Source organism: Enterobacter cloacae complex sp. SYL003, from assembly GCF_049236925.1.
Taxonomy (GTDB): Bacteria; Pseudomonadota; Gammaproteobacteria; order Enterobacterales; family Enterobacteriaceae; genus Enterobacter; species Enterobacter intestinihominis.
Window position 1 is genome coordinate 383,275 of sequence record NZ_JBMKJK010000001.1, and the last position, 22,387, is coordinate 405,661.

The following is a 22,387-nucleotide window of genomic DNA, read 5'->3' on the forward strand; positions in this document are numbered from 1 at the left end:
TTTTTGCCTTTTTTCAGGAGCAATTATGGCGGATTTGTCGAGACGGCGGTTATTGCAGGCCAGCATGCTGGCGAGTGGTGCGTTGCTGTTGCCGGGTGTCATGCAGGCCGCATGGGCGGCGGGGTCAGATAAGCCGGAGCAGGATACCGTGCGTATCGGGTTTATCCCCCTGACCGATTGCGCGCCAGTGGTTATCGCGGCCCTGAAAGGGTTCGATAAAAAACACGGCATTACCATTGTACCTACTAAAGAGGCGAGCTGGGCGGCGGTGCGCGACAAGCTGGTGGCGGGGGAGCTGGACGCCGCACACATTCTTTACGGCCTGCTGTACGGACTGGAGCTGGGTATCGCGGGCAAGCCGCAGCAGATGGCGAACCTGATGACTCTCAACCAGAACGGTCAGGCCATTACGCTCTCCAGCGATCTGGCGGAGAAGGGCGTTCGTGATCTCGACGGGCTGAAAAAGCTGATTACACAGCAGGCACCGGGAACCTACACCTTCGCGCATACCTTCCCGACGGGGACACACGCTATGTGGCTCTACTACTGGCTGGCCAGTGCGGGCATTAACCCGTTTGACGACGTGCGCACTGTGGTGGTCCCGCCGCCACAGATGGTGATGAACATGCGCATCGGCAACATGGTCGGGTTCTGCGTCGGCGAGCCGTGGAACGCGCGGGCGATTAACGACCGCATCGGGTTTACCGCCGCCACGTCACAGTCCATCTGGGCCGATCACCCGGAAAAGATCCTCGGCACCCGACGCGACTGGGTGGTGAAAAATCCGCACACCGCACGGGCGCTGGTGAGCGCCGTGATGGAAGCCGCGCGCTGGATCGAGGCGTCAGCGGAAAACAAACGTGAAACCGCGCAGATCCTCTCGCGCCGCGCATGGCTCAACTGCAAGGAACAGTACCTCACCGGACGCATGCTCGGCGAATACGACAACGGGCTCGGTCAGCGCTGGCAGGATGCGCACCCGATCCGTTTCTTCAATGAGGGTGCCGTGAGCTACCCGTATCTCTCCGACGGCATGTGGTTCTTAACCCAGTTCCGCCGCTGGGGTTTGCTCAACGCCGCGCCAGATTATGCGGGCATCGCACAGCGCATTAACCAGACCGCGGTCTGGCAGGATGCCGCGACCGCCGTGGGCGGCATGTCCACACCGTCAGCACCGTATCGCAGCAGTACCCTGATGGACGGCACCGTCTGGAACGGCACCGATCCGGAAGGGTACGCCAACCGCTTCGCCATTCACCGTAAAGGGGCCTGAGTATGCAGCATCTGCAAAATACGCAACCACAAGAGAAGTCAGAGAGCGGGGAAGTGATTGTCCTGCCTCCGCTACAGGTTCGCCGTCGTGCGCCAGCGTTTACGCGTCGGATGAATGAGTTTTTACAGCGCGTCATCCCGGCGCTGCTCGGTCTCGGTCTGCTGGTGGTGCTCTGGCAGCTGGCGGCGATAAACAGTAAAGGTTTCCCGACGCCGCTCAGCACGCTTGATTCGGCCATGACCCTGTTTGCCGATCCGTTTTATCGCGACGGGCCAAATGATATGGGCATTGGCTGGAACGTGCTGGCGTCGTTGCAGCGCGTCGCCATCGGCTTCGGTCTGGCGGCGCTGGCGGGCATTCCGCTGGGCTTTTTGATTGGGCGCTTCACCTTTTTCTCCCGCATGTTCAACCCGCTGATCGCGCTCCTGCGTCCGGTCAGCCCGCTGGCCTGGCTGCCTATCGGCCTGCTGCTGTTTCAGAAAGCGGAGCCCGCGTCGAGCTGGACCATTTTTATCTGCTCCATCTGGCCGATGGTCATTAACACCGCCGAAGGGGTGCGCCGTATTCCGCAGGACTACCTCAACGTGGCCCGGGTGCTGCAACTCTCAGAGTGGACCATCATGCGCCGCATTCTTTTCCCCGCCGTGCTGCCTGCGGTGTTGACCGGGGTACGTCTCTCCATTGGCATTGCCTGGCTGGTGATTGTCGCCGCCGAGATGCTCACCGGAGGTTTAGGCATTGGCTTCTGGATCTGGAATGAGTGGAACAACCTCAACGTCGAAAACATTCTCATCGCCATCGTCATCATTGGCGTGGTCGGGTTGCTGCTGGAGCAGGGGCTGATGCTGATCGCCCGTCGCTTTAGCTGGCAGGAAAAATAAGGAGTGAAGATGAAACCTTTAATTCAGGTCCAGGCCGTGAGCCAGCGTTTTTCCACCGCCAGCGGCGAGTTTCTGGCACTGCAAAACGTCTCTTTTGATATCCACGAGGGCGAAACCGTCAGTCTGATTGGTCACTCCGGCTGCGGCAAGTCGACGCTGTTAAACCTGATCGCCGGGATCACGCTGCCGACGGAAGGCGGGCTGATTTGCGACAACCGCGAAATCGCCGGGCCGGGGCCTGAGCGTGCGGTAGTGTTCCAGAACCATTCGCTGCTGCCGTGGTTAACCTGCTTCGACAACGTGGCGCTGGCGGTGGATCAGGTCTTCCGTCGCACCATGAGTAAGGCCGAGCGCAAAGAGTGGATTGAGCACAATCTCGACCGGGTGCAGATGGGCCACGCGCTGAATAAGCGCCCCGGGGAGATCTCCGGCGGTATGAAGCAGCGCGTCGGTATTGCCCGGGCGCTGGCAATGAAGCCGAAAGTGCTGCTGATGGATGAGCCGTTTGGCGCGCTCGATGCGCTGACGCGTGCCCATCTTCAGGACTCGGTGATGCAGATCCAGCAGGCGCTGAACACCACCATCGTGCTCATCACTCACGACGTGGACGAGGCGGTACTGCTCTCTGACCGCGTACTGATGATGACCAACGGCCCGGCGGCCACCGTGGGTGAGATCCTGCGCGTCGATCTGCCGCGCCCGCGCAACCGGGTGCAGCTGGCGGACGATAGCCGCTATCACCATATGCGCCAGCAGATCCTCCATTTCCTCTACGAAAAACAGCCGAAAGCGGCGTAATGAGGGGGCACGATGCGACTGGTCATTATCGGTAATGGTATGGCGGCAACCCGGCTGATTGCATCGCTCACCGGGCGTGTGCCCGGTCGTTTTGCTATCACCGTCATCGGTGACGAGCCGGAGCAGGCGTACAACCGCATCCAGCTTTCGCCGGTGCTGAGTGGTGAAAAGCAGGCGGAGCACATCTGTCTGCACGATGAAGACTGGTACACGGCACGAGGCGTGACGGTGCTGCGAGGAGAAACGGTGCTCGCAGTAGACGTTAACGCGCGTAAAGTGCGTACCTCTGCTCGCACGCTGGGCTGGGATGCGCTGGTGTTTGCCACCGGGTCTACCCCTGTAGTGCCGCCGATCCCCGGCGGCGATGCGCCGCATGTGTTCACCTTTCGCACCCTGGCAGAGGCCCGCGCCATCCAGAACCTCTCCGGTCCGGCGGTAGTGCTGGGCGGTGGCGTACTTGGCGTGGAAGCAGCGGCAGCGCTGGCGCGCAACGGTGACAACGTCACGCTTATCCATCGTGGTCCCTGGCTGATGGAACAGCAGCTGGATCAGCAGGCGGGACTGCTGCTTGAAGAGGCGCTGGCGGCGCGGGGTGTTAGCTGTGAATTCGCCTCTGGCATCGCGGCGATTAACGGCAAGAGCGTGACGCTACTCAACGGGCACAGCGTCACCGCCGCGCGCGTGGTGCTGGCCACGGGTGTACAACCCAACGTTGCGCTGGCAAAAGCCAGCGGCATTCACTGCGCGCGCGGCATCGTGGTGGATCACCAGATGCAAACCTCCGTGCCGGATATCTACGCCATCGGCGAGTGCTGTGAAATTGACGGCCAGACATTTGGCCTGGTCGCCCCTTGTCTGGCGCAGGCGGATATTCTCGCCGCGCGGCTGGCCGGGGAGATCACCGCGCCGTTTACCCGGACCGACAACGGCGTGCGTCTTAAGGTGACCGGCGTGGAGCTGTTCAGCCTCGGACGCGCGACGGCGCAGGCGGACGATGTGGTATGGAGTTCATGGGATCCGCTGACCCGTCACTATCGACGTTTACTGATCCATCAGGGGACGCTGGCTGGCGTGCTGCTGCTGGGTGACTGCCGCAGCGCGGCAACCTTTACCGATTTACTGGCAACGGCTGCGCCCGCCCACGCGGACTGGCTGTTCGATCGTTTCACAACGCAACCGCAGGTTGCAGGACAGAACGCTATGACAAAACCTACTCTGGTGGTGGTTGGGCACGGTATGGTCGGCCATCATTTCCTCGAAGACTGCGTTAACCGCAATTTGCATCAGCAGTATCAGATTATTGTTTTTGGCGAAGAGCGCTATGCCGCCTATGACCGCGTGCATCTGTCGGAATATTTTGGCGGACGCAGCGCGGACTCGCTCTCGCTGGTGGCGGGGGAGTTCTTTGCCGATAACGGCATTGAACTGCGCCTCTCGCAGCAGATTGTCGCTATCGATCGTGATGCACACGTTGTGCGTACCGCCAGCGGCCATGAAACCCACTGGGATAAGCTGGTGCTGGCGACCGGCTCGTACCCGTTCGTACCGCCCGTTCCGGGCAGCGATCTGCCGGGTTGTTTTGTCTACCGCACCCTCGACGATCTGGACAACATTGCGGCCCATGCGGCAGGCTCTCGCCGCGGCGTGGTAATTGGCGGCGGCCTGCTGGGGCTGGAGGCGGCGAATGCGCTTAAGCAGCTAGGGCTGGAAACCCACGTGGTGGAGTTTGCGCCGAACCTGATGGCGGTGCAGCTCGACATCGACGGTGCGGCAATGCTGCGCAAGAAAATTGAGGCGCTGGGCGTAGGGGTACACACCAGTAAATCGACGACGGAGATTGCCACCGCAGACGACGGGCTGGTGCTGCGCTTTGCCGATGGTGAACAGCTGGAAACGGACATGGTCGTCTTCTCTGCCGGTATTCGACCGCAGGACGCGCTGGCGCGCAGCAGCGGGCTGGCTATTGGCGAGCGCGGCGGGATCTGTATTGACGACGGCTGCCGGACCTCCGACCCGGACGTGCTTGCCATCGGGGAATGCGCGCTGTGGGAGGGGAAAATCTTTGGCCTGGTGGCCCCGGGCTACCAGATGGCGCGCGTGGCCGCCGCTGTGCTGGCGGGTGAGGAGAAGCGCTTCACCGGCGCGGATATGAGTACCAAACTCAAGTTGCTGGGTGTGGATGTGGCGTCATTTGGCGATGCCCACGGGCGCACGCCGGGGGCGCTGAGCTACCAGTGGACGCACGGGCCGCAGCAAATCTACAAAAAAATTGTGGTCAGTCACGACAGCAAAACCCTGCTGGGTGGCGTGCTGGTGGGCGATGCCAGCGAATACGCCACGCTGGTGCAGATGATGCTTAACGGCATCAGTCTGCCAAAAGAGCCGGAAACGCTGATCTTACCCGCGTCGTCAGGCTGCACGCCAAAAGCGCTGGGCGTGGCGGCGCTGCCGGAAAGCGCGCAGATCTGTTCGTGTCATAACGTCAGCAAAGGGGATATCTGCCAGGCGGTAAGCGCGGGCGCAACGGATATCGGCGCCATTAAGCAGTGCACCAAAGCGGCGACCGGCTGCGGAGGCTGTAGCGCGCTGGTGAAGCAGGTGATGGAGTTCCAGCTTGTGGAGCAGGGCGTGGAGGTGAAAAAAGATATCTGTGAGCACTTCCCGTACTCGCGTCAGGAGATATACCACCTGGTGCGCGTCAACCATATCCGCACCTTCGACCAGCTTATCAGCCGTTACGGACAAGGGCACGGCTGTGAGATCTGTAAACCACTGGTGGGATCAGTGCTGGCCTCCTGCTGGAACGAATACCTGCTGAAACCGGCGCATCTGCCGCTGCAGGACACCAACGACCGCTACTTTGCCAATATTCAGAAGGACGGAACGTATTCCATCGTGCCGCGCATGCCTGCCGGGGAAGTGACGGCCGACGGGCTGATCGCCATAGGCCAGATTGCGAAACGCTATAGCCTTTACAGCAAAATCACCGGCGGACAGCGTATTGACCTGTTTGGCGCCACGCTCGAACAGTTGCCGGAAATCTGGCAGGCGCTGGTGGAGGCCGGATTTGAGACCGGTCATGCGTACGGGAAATCCCTGCGCACGGTGAAATCCTGCGTCGGGTCGACCTGGTGTCGCTATGGCGTGCAGGACTCCACCGGCCTTGCGGTCAAACTGGAGCATCGCTACAAGGGGTTACGTGCGCCGCACAAAATCAAAATGGCGGTCTCCGGCTGTACCCGTGAGTGCGCAGAGGCGCAGAGCAAAGACGTGGGGGTGATTGCCACGGACAAGGGCTGGAACCTTTATCTGTGCGGCAACGGCGGGATGAAGCCGCGCCACGCGGATCTCTTTGCCAGCGATCTGGACGACGAAACGCTGATCCGCACCGTTGACCGTTTCCTGATGTTCTACATTCGCACGGCAGATCGTCTGCAACGCACCAGTACCTGGATGGATAATCTGGAAGGCGGCCTCGACTATCTGCGCGAGGTGATCCTCAACGACAGCCTGGGGATCGCCCACGAGCTGGAGCAGGAGATGGCCCGGGTGGTGGAGACCTATCAGTGCGAATGGCAAACCACCCTCAACGATCCTGATCGCCTGGCGCTGTTCCGCACCGCGGTGAATGTCCCTGCCGCGGCGGAGAGCAAGCGCTGGCAGGAAATTTGCGGCATCGATGATATCCCCGAGCAGGCGGGCATCGGCGCGCGGCTTGGCCGAAAACCGATTGCGCTGTTCCGCTTTGGAACGTCCGTTTATGCCCTGGACGACCTGGAGCCGGGCAGCAGCGCGAACGTGCTTTCGCGCGGCATCCTTGGCGATGCAGCGGGCGAGCCGGTGGTGATTTCCCCGCTTTACAAGCAGCGCATACGTCTGCGCGATGGGTGTCAGGTGGAGAACGGCGAACCCGTGGTGCGCGCCTGGCCGGTAAAAATTGAAAACGGCAAGGTTTGGGTTGGAAGCCAAGAGCTGGTGATGCGTGCGGAGGCCTCATGACGGAAACCCGTACAACGTGCCCTTACTGCGGGGTGGGCTGCGGTGTGGTCGCCAGTGTGGAAGATGGCGCGGTAAGCGTTCGTGGGGATGAAACTCATCCGGCGAACTTTGGTCGCCTGTGCGTAAAAGGATCTGCCCTCGGGGAAACGACGGGGTTGCAGGGACGTCTGCTGCGCCCGGTTGTTGACGGCATGGAGGTGGCATGGCCGCAGGCGCTGGGTGAAGCGGGCAAGCGGCTACGGAAGATCATCAACGTATGGGGGCCGCAGGCGGTGGCGTTTTATGCCTCCGGCCAGCTGTTGACCGAGGATTACTATGCGGCCAACAAGCTGATGAAAGGCTTTATCGGGGCGGCGAACATTGATACCAACTCGCGGCTGTGCATGTCGTCAGCGGTGGTGGGCTACAAACGCGCCTTCGGTGAAGACATTGTGCCGTGCAGCTACGAGGACGTGGAAAACAGCGATCTGGTGGTACTCGTTGGCTCAAACGCGGCCTGGACGCATCCGGTGCTGTATCAGCGGCTGGTGCAGGCAAAACGCAGCAACCCGCAGATGAAAGTGGTCGTGATCGATCCGCGCAAAACCGCCACCTGCGATGTCGCTGACCTGCATCTGGCGCTTAAGCCCGGCAGCGACGCCGGGCTGTTTGTGGGATTGCTCAATCTGATTCAGGGTAGCGGCGAGTGGCCGATTCCTCACGTGGCCGCGTTTTGCGATCTGCCTTCAGACGAGATTGGCACCTTCTACGACTGGTTTGTCACTGCGCCACGCGCGATCACGCTCTACACCATGGGGATCAACCAGTCCTCCAGCGGCAGCGACAAATGTAACGCCATCATTAACGTGCATCTTGCCAGCGGGAAGTTCAACCGTTCGGGCTGCGGCCCGTTTTCGCTGACCGGACAGCCAAACGCCATGGGCGGGCGGGAAGTGGGTGGGCTGGCGAACCAGCTGGCGGCGCACATGAACTTCGAGCCGGACGATCTTTCGCGTGTGGCGCGTTTCTGGGGAACCGAGCGGCTGGCACAAACGCCGGGGCTGATGGCGGTAGAGCTGTTTGACGCGATTGCCCGCGGCGAGGTGAAGGCGGTGTGGATCATGGGCACCAATCCTGCCGTGTCACTTCCCGACAGCCACGCGGTGTGCCAGGCCCTGGCAGCCTGCCCGCTGGTCATAGTATCTGAGGTGATGCAGGAGACGGACACCAGCCGGTTTGCTCATATCCGTTTTCCCGCCCTGGGCTGGGGCGAAAAAGACGGAACGGTGACCAATTCCGAGCGGCGTATTTCGCGCCAGCGCGCGTTTCTGCCTGCGCCGGGCGAGGCCAGACCGGACTGGTGGATCATCGCCCGGATCGCAGAGCAGCTCGGTTATGGCGATGCCTTCGCCTGGGAACACCCTCATGAGATATTTTGTGAACATGCGGCGCTGACGGCGTTTGAAAATAACGGCGAACGGGCGCTAAACCTGCGCGAACTGGCGTCGCTGTCGCGAGAGGCGTGGGACGAGCTGGCGCCTTATCAGTGGCATGCCGGTGATTTCCCGCAAAGAAATCTTGTACCGGTTGATCCTTTCTCACATGGGGCAGGCGTCGACGAATTGTACCCCTTGATACTGAATACCGGGCGGATCCGCGATCAGTGGCACACCATGACGCGCACGGGGTATGTTCCGCGCCTGATGCAGCATATCGATGAGCCTTTTATTGAGATGAACGCAACCGATGCGGCGCGCGCGGGGCTGACTGACGGCCAGCTGGCGCGGATAAGTTCCCCGCGCGGGGTCATGGTTGCCAGAGTACGTATCTCTACCGCACAGCGTGCGGGCGAGCTGTTTGCGCCGATGCACTGGAACGCGCAGTTTGCCCGGCAGGGGAAGGTCAACGCGCTGGTGGAAGGACGGGTTGATGCCTGGTCCGGCCAGCCGGAGAGTAAACAAACCGCGGTGAGGATCCTGCCCTGGCTACCCGCCTGGCAGGGGGAGCTGTATGCCCGCGAGTTGCCAGCGCTGCCGCCGTCGGTATGCTGGTGGCGTAAAGCCTCACGTCTGACGGTGGCGGGGGAGCAGCCGTTGCTGTCGTGGGTCATGGCGTACGCCAGCGGTCGGGGCTGGCAGTTACAGGTGGCACAGACGGGTGAACGCAGCAGCGTGCTCGCCTGGCATCACGGCGAGCTGATGCTGGGCTACTGGGAGGGCCATACGCTGCCGGCGCTGGCGCATGCGTTTATTGAACAAGCCTTTGCTGCTGCGCCCGTACAACTCGCTGAACGCCACGCGCTGCTGCACGGACAACGGCCGGGCGAAGATGCCGATCCCGGGCGAATTATCTGTAGCTGCTTTAGCGTGGGTGAAAATACGATACGTAAGGCGATAGCCGGAGGCTGTAATTCTGCCGCAGCGCTGGGCGTGAAGCTGCGTTGCGGTACGAACTGCGGCTCCTGCCTGCCGGAGCTGAAAGGGCTGTTGGGATAATAGTGTAAAGGCGTCAGGTGGCGGCTTCGCACCGGCACGAATTTGTAGGTCGGGTAAGGCGAAGCCGCCACCCGACAATTCTGTTCAGGATATTCCTGAAATTTCTGTTAAGACTGGTTTTCAGGGCTTATGGCGTTAACATAATAAGTGTTTGTTCATAAACACAGGTTCTGATTGACGACGTTGAAGGCTGTATCGTCCCGCATCCGTTTTTTGCTGTTACTCCCCCTTTTTACGGCTGGAGCCGTTCACGGTGCGCCGAAATCCTTCGTGCAGCAGGCGCAAAATCCGTTTGATAACAACGGCGATAGTCTGCCGGATCTCGGTATGGCGCAACCGACTACCGAAGGCGAAAAGCACCTGGCTGAAATGGCAAAGGCCTTCGGTGAAGCCAGTATGATCGATAACGGCCTGACGGCCGGGCAGCAGGCGCGACAGTTCGCGTTTGGCAAGGTGCGGGATGCCGTCAGCGGGGAAGTCAACGAGCAGATCGAATCCTGGCTTTCCCCCTGGGGTAACGCCAATGTCAATGTACTGGTGGATGACGACGGTAACTTTAACGGCAGCAGCGGAAGCTGGTTTATCCCCTGGAGCGACAACACCCGCTATCTGAGCTGGAGCCAGCTTGGCCTGACGCAGCAGACAGACGGGCTGGTGAGCAACGTCGGGATCGGGCAGCGCTGGGTTGCCGGAAACTGGCTGCTGGGCTACAACACCTTTTACGACAACCTGCTGGAAGACAACCTGCAACGTGCCGGACTGGGCGCAGAGGCGTGGGGCGAAAACCTTCGCCTGTCGGCCAATTACTACCAGCCGTTCGCTGGCTGGCAGCCGCGTTCCGACATCCGGGAGCAGCGCATGGCGCGCGGGTACGACGTAACGGCCAAAGCCTGGCTTCCCTGGTTTCATCACCTGAACACCAGCGTCAGCTTTGAACAGTATTTTGGCGATAACGTCGATCTGTTTAACAGCGGTACGGGGTATCACAACCCGGTTGCGGTCAACCTGGGGCTGAACTATACCCCCGTTCCGCTGGTCACCCTGACGGCTGCCCATAAGCAGGGGGAGAGCGGCGTTAGCCAGAATAACCTCGGGCTGAAGCTCAACTATCGCTTTGGCGTGCCGCTGGCGAAACAGCTTTCCGCCGGGGAAGTGGCGGCGACGCGCTCGCTGCGGGGCAGCCGCTATGATTCACCTGAGCGTGATAATCTGCCCGTGATGGAATTCCGTCAGCGTAAAACCCTCTCGGTCTATCTGGCCACGCCGCCGTGGGATCTTAAGCCAGGCGAAACTGTGATGCTGAAGCTGCAAATTCGCAGCACGCACGGTATCCGTCAGATCCACTGGCTGGGTGATACCCAGGCGCTCAGCCTGACCTCACCGGCAAACAGCAACAGCAGCGATGGCTGGAGCATAATCATGCCCGCCTGGAACGACGCGGAAGGGACGAAAAACGAATGGCGGCTTACGGCCGTGGTGGAAGATAAGGATGGGCAGCGTGTCTCCTCCAATGAGATCACGCTTTCCGTGGTGCAACCGCTCGTCGCAATGCCTGCCGACGATCCACGGTGGAAGTTGCTGCCGGATGAGTAAGTTAAAAAATGCGCTCCTGATGCACCCAGACGGCGGCTTCGACGCGGGATTTTAACTTCATTTTCTTCAGCATGTGTTTGACATGCACTTTGACCGTGCTCTCGGTGATGTCCAGACGGCGGGCGATCATTTTGTTCGGCAGACCCTGAGCAATCAGCTTCAGAATGTCGCGCTCGCGCGGGGTCAACTGGCTGACGTCACGGTCAGATGTGGCGCGGTTCGCACGCAGGCTGGCGGCCAGTACCGGCGTTAACGCTTCACTCAGCACCATCTCGCCTGCGGCAGCCTGTTGCAGCGCCTTGAGCAGATCTTCCGGCTCCATATCTTTCAGCAGATAGCCGTCTGCCCCCCGCTTGAGGGCGGTGACCACGTCTTCTTCATGGTTTGAGACGCTGAAGACCACCACCCGGCCAGAGAGGGATTTCTCCCGCAGCTTGTCGAGGGTTTCCAGGCCATTCATGCCCGGCATGTTGAGATCGAGCAAGATCAAATCAGGATCGAGCGATTCGGCAAGTTCAATACCCTGTTCGCCGTTGCTGGCTTCCCCGACGACGGTGATATCGGGCGCCATGCTGACAAGCTGTTTAACGCCAGTGCGCAGCATCGGATGATCGTCAATCAACAGGATAGATGCCGGTTCCTGATTAGTCATGGTTTTCTCCTTGAGCAGTTATGAGGGGCTTTTCGGGTATAAAGGTGACCACGACTTCGGTGCCACCTGACTCTCCCCGGCGAACCTGGCAATCACCGCGCAGGCTTTGCGCGCGGTCTCGCATGATGATTAAACCATAATGGTTCGTTCGTTCGGCATTTTCCGGCACGCCGCGGCCGTTATCCTGAACCCTGAGCTTCACCTGATTATCCTGGCAGCTGACGGTGACCGTGACGGCCGTCGCCTCGGCATGCTTAAGCACGTTGCTCAGGGCTTCACGGGCAATTTGCAGCACATGGATCGCCTGGTGAGAGGGGACAAAACGCGGTGGCAACTGGTAATCCAGCTTCACCGGGAAGCCCAGCCTGGCACTAAATTCCTGACAGCTGGACTCCAGCGCAGGGCGTAGCCCCGGCTCGGTGAGCTGTAAACGGAAGGTGGTCAGCAGCTCGCGAAGCTGAATCCACGAGGTGTTAAGCTCGTTGCGGATCTGGCTGAGCAGCTGTTTGCTGCTCTCGGGCATGCCTTCGTCCTGCATTTGCAGGCAACTCACCTGCATCTTCATGCAGGAGAGGGACTGGGCGATGGAGTCGTGCAGCTCGCGGGCGATGGTGGCGCGCTCCTCCATCACGATCAGCTGCTGCTGTTTCTCCTGGTGACGGTCGAGCGCCAGCGTGGCCGTGAGCTGCTCTACAAGAGTATCGACCAACTGCTGCTGGTCGTGGCTCAGATGACGTCCGGCGGGCAGGGTGGCCAGCAAAATACCGTACTGGGTATGGCTGTCCATCAGCCGCCACTTGAGGGTCGTGCCGCTGGTGGTAAGCGGCGGCAAGCCGCGCGGGCAAAGATGACACCCTTTATCGTCGCAGGAGATGTCCGACTGACAGGTAAATTCCTGATGGTTTTCCTCATCTTCAACGTCGTAAACCCGTAGCTCAAGATCGTGGAGCAGAGTCAGGTTTTGCAGGCCGTTCAGTACCGGCGAGAGACGCTCGCAAAGCGGTACTTGCATATGCAGGCGACGGTTCGCCTGCCAGAGGAAAGAGAGGATCTCGTTTTTCTGCTCAAGCCCGGCGGTTTTCTCCTGGACCCGTTTTTCCAGTACCGCGTAGCTTTCAGATAGTTCCGCCGACATGGTGTTGAGCGCCTCGCCGAGCATCGCCATTTCGTTGCGCCCGCTGATGTGCGTGCGTTGGGTAAAATCGCGCTGTGTGACGGCGCGGGCCATCGCCAGGAGTTGCTTCCAGGGGTTAAGCAACCGCGCGCGCAGCCAGATAACCGTGAAAATCAGCAGCAAACCCATAAACAGCGCCATTGCGCGGTGAACCATCACTACGCGGTCAATTCGTAACTCTGTGGTGCGATCGAACGAGGAGACGAGATGATCGATGCGTGACACAAACCCGGCGACATCCTGGGCGACCGTTTCCCGGTCTTCCGCCTGCTTTAACCCGGGCTCCAGCTGGGTATGCCAGTAGCCCTGAAGCGCCTTAAGCTGAGATTGCTGGCCGTCACGGATGGCGGCTCTTTCCAGTTCAGGGCTGAATGCGGTACGCTCCATTTCGTCGATAAGCGGTTGGTCAGCCTGCGTCAGCGGCACCGACGCCAGCAGCCGGTAACTCTGCATACGTAGCGAGCCTGCCTCGTTGATGGCATGCGCATTACCCTGCACACCCTGTACCAGCCAGCCAGAAATAGCCATGCCGGTCACACCGATAGCGGTGGACAGCAGAACAATAAGCGCCAGCTGGTTAACCAGCGTCAGCGGAGATAAACATCTTTTTAACATAGAGTTGCCGGGCTCCTGACGTGACCTGATTGCAGGAATGGCGCTATTCTGGTGCATACCCTGGAGTATACCCATACCAATAAAGGATTACCTCTAAATTGCCAGAGAGGTAACGGTTAGTGGGTGGACGAAGCAGGGATGCGTCAGCACCGTGAAAAACCACACCTTTTTTACGTTTTGCATCTACTCATTAAGAGTGATGGCTTTTTTTTCGCCGCAAAACCTCCCACTTTTCCTTTGATTTATATCAACTTACTGCCGCCCTAAAGCCCTAATGTTTGCAGCATCATTCGAGAATCAGAGGTGTCTATGAGTCACTCTTCCGCTCCCGAAAGGGAAACTGGTGCCGTTATTACAGACTGGCGTCCAGAGGATCCGGCGTTCTGGCAACAGCGCGGCCACCGTATAGCAAGTCGTAATCTGTGGATTTCCGTGCCATGTCTGTTACTGGCGTTTTGCGTCTGGATGTTGTTCAGTGCGGTTGCGGTTAACCTGCCAAAAGTGGGCTTTACCTTTACCACCGATCAGCTGTTTATGTTGACTGCGTTGCCGTCGCTTTCAGGCGCACTGCTGCGCGTTCCTTACGCGTTTATGGTGCCGGTCTTTGGTGGTCGTCGCTGGACGGCTTTCAGTACCGGGATCATGATCGTGCCGTGCGTGTGGCTCGGTTTTGCGGTGCAGGATACCTCTACACCGTTTAGCGTGTTCGTGATTATCTCTCTGCTGTGCGGCTTTGCGGGGGCGAACTTTGCGTCCAGTATGGCAAACATCAGCTTCTTCTTCCCGAAAGCGAAGCAGGGTGGTGCGCTGGGCATTAACGGCGGTCTGGGTAACATGGGCGTGAGCGTGATGCAGCTGATTGCTCCGCTGGCGATCTCGGTCTCCATCTTTGCAGCGTTTGGCGGCGGCGGTGTGACGCAGCCCGACGGTTCAGTGCTGTTTCTGCAAAATGCCTCCTGGATTTGGGTACCGTTCCTGGTGGTCTTTACCCTGGCGGCATGGTTCTTCATGAACGACCTGTCCGCGTCCAAAGCGTCCCTGAGCGAGCAGCTGCCGGTTCTGAAACGTGGCCACCTGTGGGTAATGGCACTGCTGTATCTGGCGACCTTCGGCTCGTTCATCGGTTTCTCCGCAGGCTTTGCCATGCTGTCGAAAACCCAGTTCCCGGACGTACAGATCCTTCAGTTTGCCTTCTTCGGTCCGTTTATTGGCGCGCTGGCACGTTCGCTGGGCGGGATGATCTCCGACCGTCTGGGCGGAACGCGCGTTACGCTGGTGAACTTTGTATTGATGGCCATCTTCTGTGCGCTGCTGTTCCTGACGCTGCCTGCGGGTGGTGAGGGAGGTAACTTCTTTGCCTTCTTCGGCGTCTTCATGGTGCTGTTCCTGACCGCCGGGCTGGGCAGTGCGTCTACTTTCCAGATGATCTCTGTCATCTTCCGCAAGCTGACCATGGACCGCGTGAAAGCGCAGGGCGGGAGCGACGAGCAGGCGATGCGTGAAGCCGCCACCGATACCGCTGCGGCGCTTGGGTTTATCTCTGCGATTGGCGCGATTGGCGGCTTCTTTATTCCAAAAGCGTTCGGTATCTCACTGGATCTGACCGGCTCTCCGGCGGGTGCGATGAAGGTATTCCTCGTCTTCTATATCGCCTGTGTGGTCATCACCTGGCTGGTATATGGCCGTAATACCAAGAAAAACAAGTAAGCTTGATTATCCGTTTGCGCGGCCTGAGTGCCGCGCTTTTTTTAATCGCTTAATAGTTACAACATACTAATAGCGTTTCCCGTAGTCGCACGCAGGTAACGCTGTGATCGCCATCGCTTTACAGGTGTCTCTACCCCTTAATACCTAAGATGTTAAATTTTGCTCCGCTTATTGTACGATAAATAAAATATATCCATATAAATCATTAAGTTAAAAAATATTAACAGCTACCGCTTTGGTGGTATTTGATCTAATACCCCCCCTCAGAGACCCCCTCCGTCTTGATCGTTATCAATTCTCACCATCTTTCATAGCGTTACCTTCGCTGCAAATCAGCAATGTCGATTTAGAGAGCCACAGGCTCCACACAGGAGATACCCGATGAGCAAATTTTTGGACCGGTTTCGCTACTTCAAACAGAAGGGTGAAACTTTTGCCGATGGGCACGGCCAGGTTCTGGATACCAACCGGGACTGGGAAGACGGTTACCGTCAACGCTGGCAGCATGACAAAGTTGTCCGTTCTACCCACGGTGTAAACTGCACTGGCTCATGTAGCTGGAAGATTTTCGTTAAAAACGGTCTGGTGACCTGGGAAATGCAGCAGACCGACTATCCGCGTACCCGTCCGGATATGCCGAACCATGAACCGCGCGGCTGCCCGCGTGGGGCCAGCTACTCCTGGTATCTCTACAGCGCCAACCGTCTGAAATACCCGCTGATGCGTAAACGCCTGATGAAAATGTGGCGTGAAGCGAAAGTGCAGCACAGCGATCCGGTTGATGCCTGGGCCTCCATCATCGAGGACGCCGACAAAGCGAAAAGCTTCAAACAGGCGCGTGGTCGCGGTGGTTTCGTTCGTTCTTCCTGGAAAGAGGTGAACGAGCTGATTGCGGCCTCCAACGTCTATACCGTGAAAACTTACGGTCCTGACCGCGTGGCAGGCTTCTCGCCAATCCCGGCAATGTCGATGGTCTCTTACGCCTCCGGCGCGCGCTACCTTTCACTTATCGGCGGTACCTGCCTGAGCTTCTACGATTGGTACTGCGACCTGCCGCCAGCGTCGCCGCAGACCTGGGGCGAACAGACCGACGTGCCGGAGTCCGCTGACTGGTACAACTCCAGCTACATCATCGCCTGGGGCTCTAACGTTCCGCAGACCCGTACCCCTGATGCGCACTTCTTTACCGAAGTACGTTACAAAGGGACCAAAACCGTTGCCGTGACCCCGGACTACGCCGAAATCGCCAAACTGTGCGACCTGTGGCTGGCACCGAAACAGGGTACTGATGCCGCCATGGCGCTGGCGATGGGCCACGTCATGTTGCGTGAATTCCACCTCGACAAGCCAAGCCAGTATTTCACCGATTACGTGCGTCGCTACACCGACATGCCAATGTTGGTGATGCTTGAAGAGCGTGACGGCTATTACGCCGCTGGCCGTATGCTGCGTGCTGCGGATCTTGTGGACGCGCTGGGTCAGGAAAACAACCCGGAGTGGAAAACGGTCGCCTGCAACAGCAACGGCGAGCTGGTGGCGCCAAACGGTTCTATCGGCTTCCGCTGGGGCGAAAAAGGCAAATGGAACCTGGAACAGCGTAACGGCACCACGGGTGAAGAGACAGAACTTCGCCTCAGCATGCTGGGCAGCCAGGACGAAATCGCCGATGTCGGCTTCCCGTACTTTGGTGGTGAAGGTTCCGAGCACTTCAACAAGGTTGAGCTGCAAAACGTTCTGATGCACAAACTGCCGGTTAAACGCCTGCAACTGGCGGACGGTTCTACCGCTCTGGTCACTACGGTCTACGATCTGACCATGGCGAACTATGGCCTGGAGCGCGGTCTGAACGACGAAAACTGCGCGACCAGCTATGACGACGTGAAGGCTTATACACCAGCCTGGGCGGAGCAGATCACCGGTGTGCCACGCGCCCATATCACCCGTATCGCCCGCGAATTTGCGGAAAACGCAGACAAAACTCACGGTCGCTCCATGATCATCGTCGGTGCCGGTCTGAACCACTGGTATCACCTCGATATGAACTATCGCGGCCTGATCAACATGCTGATCTTCTGCGGCTGCGTCGGGCAGAGCGGCGGCGGCTGGGCGCACTACGTGGGCCAGGAAAAACTGCGTCCGCAGACCGGCTGGCAGCCGCTGGCGTTTGCCCTTGACTGGCAGCGTCCGGCTCGTCACATGAACAGCACCTCCTACTTCTATAACCACTCCAGCCAGTGGCGCTACGAGACGGTGACCGTGCAGGAGTTGCTGTCGCCGATGGCGGATAAATCCCGCTACAGCGGCCACCTGATTGACTTCAACGTGCGCGCTGAACGCATGGGCTGGCTGCCGTCTGCACCGCAGTTGGGCACTAACCCGCTGCGCATTGCGGAAGCGGCGAAGAAAGCGGGCATGTCACCGGTGGACTACACCGTGAAATCGCTGAAGGATGGCTCAATCCGTTTTGCGGCAGAACAGCCTGAGAACGGCAAAAACCATCCGCGTAACCTGTTCATCTGGCGCTCCAACCTGCTGGGTTCGTCCGGTAAAGGCCATGAGTACATGCTGAAATACCTGCTCGGTACCGAAAACGGTATTCAGGGTAAGGATCTCGGCAAGCAGGGCGGTGTGAAGCCAGAAGAAGTTGAATGGAAAGACAACGGTCTGGACGGCAAGCTGGATCTGGTGGTAACGCTGGACTTCCGTCTGTCCAGTACCTGCCTGTACTCCGATATCGTGCTGCCTACCGCCACCTGGTACGAAAAAGACGACATGAATACGTCGGATATGCATCCGTTTATTCATCCGCTGTCTGCGGCCGTTGACCCGGCGTGGGAATCAAAAAGCGACTGGGAAATCTATAAAGACATCGCGAAGAAATTCTCCGAAGTCTGTGTAGGGCACCTGGGCAAAGAGACCGACGTGGTGACGCTGCCAATCCAGCACGACTCCGCTGCCGAACTGGCGCAGCCGCTTGACGTGAAGGACTGGAAAAAAGGCAAATGCGACCTGATCCCGGGCGTGACCGCGCCGCACATTATTCCGGTTGAACGTGATTACCCGGCAACGTACGAGCGCTTTACCTCTATCGGTCCGCTGATGGAGAGGATCGGTAACGGCGGTAAAGGCATCGCCTGGAACACCCAGAGCGAAATGGACCTGCTGCGCAAGCTCAATTACACCAAAGCAGACGGCCCGGCCAAAGGCCAGCCAATGCTGAACACGGCAATTGATGCAGCGGAAATGATCCTGACCCTGGCACCGGAAACCAATGGCCACGTGGCGGTGAAAGCGTGGGCGGCTCTGAGTGAATTTACCGGCCGTGACCATACGCATCTGGCGAAGAATAAAGAAGAAGAGAAAATCCGCTTCCGCGATATTCAGGCTCAGCCGCGCAAGATTATCTCCAGCCCGACCTGGTCTGGCCTCGAAGATGAACATGTGTCCTATAACGCCGGATACACCAACGTTCACGAGCTGATCCCATGGCGCACGCTCTCTGGCCGTCAGTCTCTGTATCAGGATCACCAGTGGATGCGTGACTTTGGTGAAAGCCTGCTGGTTTACCGGCCGCCAATCGATACCCGCTCCGTGAAAGCGGTGATGGGGGCGAAATCAAACGGTAACCCTGAGAAGGCGCTGAACTTCCTGACGCCGCACCAGAAGTGGGGTATCCACTCCACCTACAGCGACAACCTGCTGATGCTGACGCTGTCACGCGGGGGGCCGATTGTCTGGATGAGCGAAGCGGACGCCAAAGATCTGGGTATCGAAGATAACGACTGGATCGAAGTGTTCAACAGCAACGGTGCCCTGACGGCACGTGCGGTGGTGAGCCAGCGTGTACCAGCCGGGATGACCATGATGTACCACGCGCAGGAACGTATCGTTAACCTGCCGGGTTCAGAGATCACCGAGCAGCGCGGCGGTATTCACAACTCTGTGACCCGTATTACGCCGAAACCGACGCATATGATCGGCGGCTATGCCCAGCTGGCCTACGGCTTTAACTACTACGGCACTGTAGGATCAAACCGCGATGAGTTCGTGGTGGTACGTAAGATGAAGAATATTAACTGGTTAGATGGCGAAGGTAATGACCAGGTACAGGAGAGCGTAAAATGAAAATTCGTTCACAAGTCGGCATGGTGCTGAATCTGGATAAATGCATCGGCTGTCATACCTGCTCAGTCACCTGTAAAAACGTCTGGACCAGCCGTGAAGGTATGGAGTACGCCTGGTTCAACAACGTGGAAAGTAAGCCGGGCACCGGCTTCCCGACCGACTGGGAAAACCAGGAGAAGTGGAAGGGTGGCTGGATCCGTAAAATCAACGGCAAACTGCAACCGCGCATGGGTAACCGTGCGATGCTGCTCGGTAAAATCTTTGCTAACCCGCATCTGCCGGGCATCGACGATTACTACGAGCCGTTTGATTACGACTATCAGAACCTGCACAACGCGCCGGAAAGCAAACACCAGCCGATCGCCCGTCCTCGCTCGCTGATCACCGGTAAGCGCATGGACAAAATTACCAGCGGTCCAAACTGGGAGGAAATTCTGGGCGGCGAGTTCGAAAAACGCGCCAAAGACCAGAACTTCGAGAACATGCAGAAGGCGATGTACGGCCAGTTCGAAAACACTTTCATGATGTATCTGCCGCGCCTGTGCGAACACTGCCTTAACCCGGCGTGCGTGGCGACCTGCCCAAGCGGCGCCATCTACAAGCGTGAAGAAGATGGCATTGTGCTGATCGACCAGGACAAGTGCCGCGGCTGGCGTATGTGCATCACCGGCTGCCCGTACAAAAAAATCTACTTTAACTGGAAGAGCGGTAAGTCTGAGAAGTGTATCTTCTGCTACCCGCGTATCGAAGCCGGTATGCCGACCGTCTGCTCAGAGAGCTGCGTAGGGCGTATCCGCTACCTCGGCGTGCTGCTGTACGACGCGGATGCGATTGAAAATGCCGCAAGCACCGAGAACGAGAAAGATCTGTATCAGCGTCAGCTGGACGTCTTCCTCGATCCGAACGATCCGAAGGTGATCGAGCAGGCGCTGAAAGACGGTATTCCGCAGAGCGTGATTGACGCCGCACAGCAGTCCCCGGTGTACAAAATGGCGATGGACTGGAAGCTGGCGCTGCCGCTGCACCCGGAATACCGCACGTTGCCGATGGTCTGGTACGTGCCGCCGCTGTCTCCGATTCAGTCTGCGGCTGACGCAGGTGAACTGGGCAGCAACGGCATTCTGCCGGACGTGGAAAGCCTGCGTATTCCGGTTCAGTATCTGGCCAACCTGCTCACCGCAGGGGATACCCAGCCGGTGCTGCTGGCGCTGAAACGTATGCTGGCGATGCGTCACTTCAAACGTGCGGAAACCGTTGACGGCGTTAACGATACCCGCGCGCTGGAAGAGGTCGGCCTGACCGAAGCGCAGGCGCAGGAGATGTACCGCTATCTGGCAATCGCTAACTACGAAGATCGTTTCGTGGTGCCGAGCAGTCACCGCGAGCTGGCTCGCGAGGCCTTCCCGGAGAAAAGTGGGTGTGGCTTTACCTTTGGCGACGGTTGCCACGGGTCAGACAGCAAATTCAACCTGTTCAACAGCCGCCGCATCGACGCGATGGATGTGACCAGCAAAACGGAGCCGCACCAATGATTGAACTCGTCATTGTTTCGCGTCTGCTCGAGTACCCTGATGCTGCGCTTGTGCAGCATCAACAGGAACTCTTTGATGCACTCGCGTCATCTGAAAACCTGGATAAAGAGGATGCCCAGACGCTGGGCATTTTCCTCCGCGACCTGCTGGCGCGCGATCTTCTTGATGCGCAGGCGGACTACAGCCAGCTGTTTGACCGTGGTCGTGCCACGTCTCTATTGCTGTTCGAACACGTTCACGGTGAATCCCGCGACCGTGGTCAGGCGATGGTGGATCTGATGGCCCAGTACGAGCAGCACGGTTTGCAACTCGACAGCCGCGAGCTGCCGGATCACCTGCCTCTGTACCTGGAATATCTGGCGCAGCTGCCGAAAGAGGAAGCGCTGGGCGGGTTGCAGGACATCGCTCCCATTCTGGCGTTGCTCGGCGCACGTCTCCAGCAACGTGAGAGCAATTATGCAGTCCTGTTCGATTTGCTGGTGAAACTGGCTAACGCCTCGGTTGACAGTCAAAAAGTGGCGGAAAAAATTGCGGATGAAGCCCGTGACGACACCCCACAAGCACTGGATGCCGTCTGGGAAGAAGAACAGGTGAAATTCTTTGCTGACCAGAGCTGTGGCGAATCTGAAATCTCCGCGCATCAGCGTCGTTTTGCCGGAGCGGTGGCTCCGCAATATTTGAATATCTCTAACGGAGGACAGCACTAATGCACTTCCTGAATATGTTCTTCTTTGACATTTACCCGTATATCGCGGGCACCGTGTTCCTGGTGGGAAGCTGGCTGCGTTATGACTATGGCCAGTACACCTGGCGTGCTGCCTCCAGCCAGATGCTGGATCGTAAAGGGATGAACCTGGCGTCAAACCTGTTCCACATCGGGATTTTGGGTATTTTCGCCGGTCATTTCCTGGGGATGCTGACGCCGCACTGGATGTACGAAGCGTGGCTGCCGATTGAAGTGAAGCAGAAGATGGCGATGCTCGCCGGTGGTGCCTGCGGCGTGATGACCCTGGTGGGTGGGCTGCTGCTGCTGAAACGCCGTCTGTTCAGCCCACGCGTGCGGGCTACCACGACCGGAGCGGACATCCTGATCCTCTCCCTGCTGATGGTGCAGTGTGCGCTGGGTCTGCTGACCATTCCATTCTCTGCGCAGCATATGGACGGCAGCGAGATGATGAAGCTGGTGGGATGGGCGCAGTCTGTCGTGACCTTCCGCGGTGGTGCCTCTGAGCATCTGGACGGCGTGGCGTTCATCTTCCGCGTTCACCTGGTGCTGGGTATGACCCTGTTTGTGCTGTTCCCGTTCTCTCGCCTGGTGCACATCTGGAGTGCGCCGGTGGAGTACCTGACGCGCAAATATCAGATCGTGCGTGCTCGTCGCTGATTCGCTGTATTGATACAACCCCGCATTTGCGGGGTTTTTTTTGTCCTGGAACCAGGGTTTCGTGCGGATGCCGGGTGGCGGCTGCGCCTTACCCGGCCTACGGAATTCACTATGCTCGGATCGAACCCTGGTCGAAGCTTCTCATCTTTCCCCGCATGGGAGAACCATGGAGCATTGTGC

At 58.7% G+C, this 22,387-nt stretch carries 13 protein-coding genes; 11 read left to right on the forward strand and 2 right to left on the reverse strand.

Going from position 1 to position 22,387, the window contains the following annotated elements; all coding sequences use genetic code 11:
* Positions 1 to 25: 25 nt before the first annotated feature.
* From ACOT1A_RS01830 to ACOT1A_RS01855, 6 genes are all read left to right on the forward strand, one after another.
* Complete coding sequence (locus ACOT1A_RS01830; protein WP_276169794.1) at positions 26 to 1,273, forward strand: CmpA/NrtA family ABC transporter substrate-binding protein; 1,248 nt, start codon at positions 26 to 28, stop codon at positions 1,271 to 1,273.
* A gap of 2 nt (positions 1,274 to 1,275) precedes the next feature.
* Positions 1,276 to 2,154: a nitrate ABC transporter permease gene (gene ntrB, locus ACOT1A_RS01835; RefSeq protein ID WP_022648369.1), complete on the forward strand. Its 879-nt coding sequence runs from the start codon at positions 1,276 to 1,278 to the stop codon at positions 2,152 to 2,154.
* Between the two features lie 9 nt (positions 2,155 to 2,163).
* Positions 2,164 to 2,952, forward strand: coding sequence for an ABC transporter ATP-binding protein (locus ACOT1A_RS01840; RefSeq protein WP_022648368.1), 789 nt, complete (start codon positions 2,164 to 2,166; stop codon positions 2,950 to 2,952).
* 12 nt (positions 2,953 to 2,964) lie between these two features.
* A complete protein-coding gene (nirB, locus tag ACOT1A_RS01845) occupies positions 2,965 to 6,951 on the forward strand; it encodes a nitrite reductase large subunit NirB (protein ID WP_276169793.1) in 3,987 nt (1,328 codons plus the stop codon).
* Positions 6,948 to 9,425 carry a molybdopterin-dependent oxidoreductase gene (locus ACOT1A_RS01850; protein ID WP_368958401.1) on the forward strand — a complete coding sequence of 826 codons (2,478 nt, stop codon included), beginning with the start codon at positions 6,948 to 6,950 and terminating at the stop codon, positions 9,423 to 9,425. The genes nirB and ACOT1A_RS01850 overlap by 4 nt, the downstream gene beginning before the upstream one ends.
* 174 nt (positions 9,426 to 9,599) lie before the next feature.
* Positions 9,600 to 11,018: a YchO/YchP family invasin gene (locus ACOT1A_RS01855; protein WP_063199345.1), complete on the forward strand. Its 1,419-nt coding sequence runs from the start codon at positions 9,600 to 9,602 to the stop codon at positions 11,016 to 11,018.
* A gap of 1 nt (position 11,019) precedes the next feature.
* Here the strand turns inward: ACOT1A_RS01855 and narL are convergent, their stop codons facing one another.
* Together narL and narX are read right to left on the reverse strand one after the other, a co-directional pair.
* A complete protein-coding gene (gene narL, locus ACOT1A_RS01860; RefSeq protein WP_003856701.1) occupies positions 11,020 to 11,670 on the reverse strand; it encodes a two-component system response regulator NarL in 651 nt (216 codons plus the stop codon).
* Positions 11,663 to 13,459, reverse strand: coding sequence for a nitrate/nitrite two-component system sensor histidine kinase NarX (narX, locus tag ACOT1A_RS01865; RefSeq protein WP_276169791.1), 1,797 nt, complete (start codon positions 13,457 to 13,459; stop codon positions 11,663 to 11,665). The genes narL and narX overlap by 8 nt, the downstream gene beginning before the upstream one ends.
* A gap of 309 nt (positions 13,460 to 13,768) precedes the next feature.
* Here narX and ACOT1A_RS01870 point away from each other — a divergent pair, with 309 nt between their 5' ends.
* The 5 genes from ACOT1A_RS01870 to narI all read left to right on the forward strand — a co-directional run bounded on the left by ACOT1A_RS01870 (position 13,769) and on the right by narI (position 22,207).
* A complete protein-coding gene (locus ACOT1A_RS01870) occupies positions 13,769 to 15,166 on the forward strand; it encodes a NarK family nitrate/nitrite MFS transporter (RefSeq protein WP_022648363.1) in 1,398 nt (465 codons plus the stop codon).
* Positions 15,167 to 15,547: 381 nt separating this feature from the next.
* Entirely contained in the window at positions 15,548 to 19,291 is a 3,744-nt protein-coding gene (locus tag ACOT1A_RS01875) for a nitrate reductase subunit alpha (protein WP_421625501.1), read from the forward strand.
* Positions 19,288 to 20,823, forward strand: a complete 1,536-nt coding sequence (gene narH, locus ACOT1A_RS01880) for a nitrate reductase subunit beta (RefSeq protein ID WP_032624103.1) — start codon at positions 19,288 to 19,290, stop codon at positions 20,821 to 20,823. Before ACOT1A_RS01875 ends, narH begins: the two co-directional genes overlap by 4 nt.
* Positions 20,820 to 21,530: a nitrate reductase molybdenum cofactor assembly chaperone gene (gene narJ, locus ACOT1A_RS01885; protein ID WP_022648360.1), complete on the forward strand. Its 711-nt coding sequence runs from the start codon at positions 20,820 to 20,822 to the stop codon at positions 21,528 to 21,530. Before narH ends, narJ begins: the two co-directional genes overlap by 4 nt.
* On the forward strand, positions 21,530 to 22,207 hold the full coding sequence (gene narI / locus ACOT1A_RS01890; RefSeq protein WP_022648359.1) for a respiratory nitrate reductase subunit gamma: 678 nt from the start codon (positions 21,530 to 21,532) through the stop codon (positions 22,205 to 22,207). The genes narJ and narI overlap by 1 nt, the downstream gene beginning before the upstream one ends.
* The last annotated feature ends 180 nt before the right edge of the window (positions 22,208 to 22,387 follow it).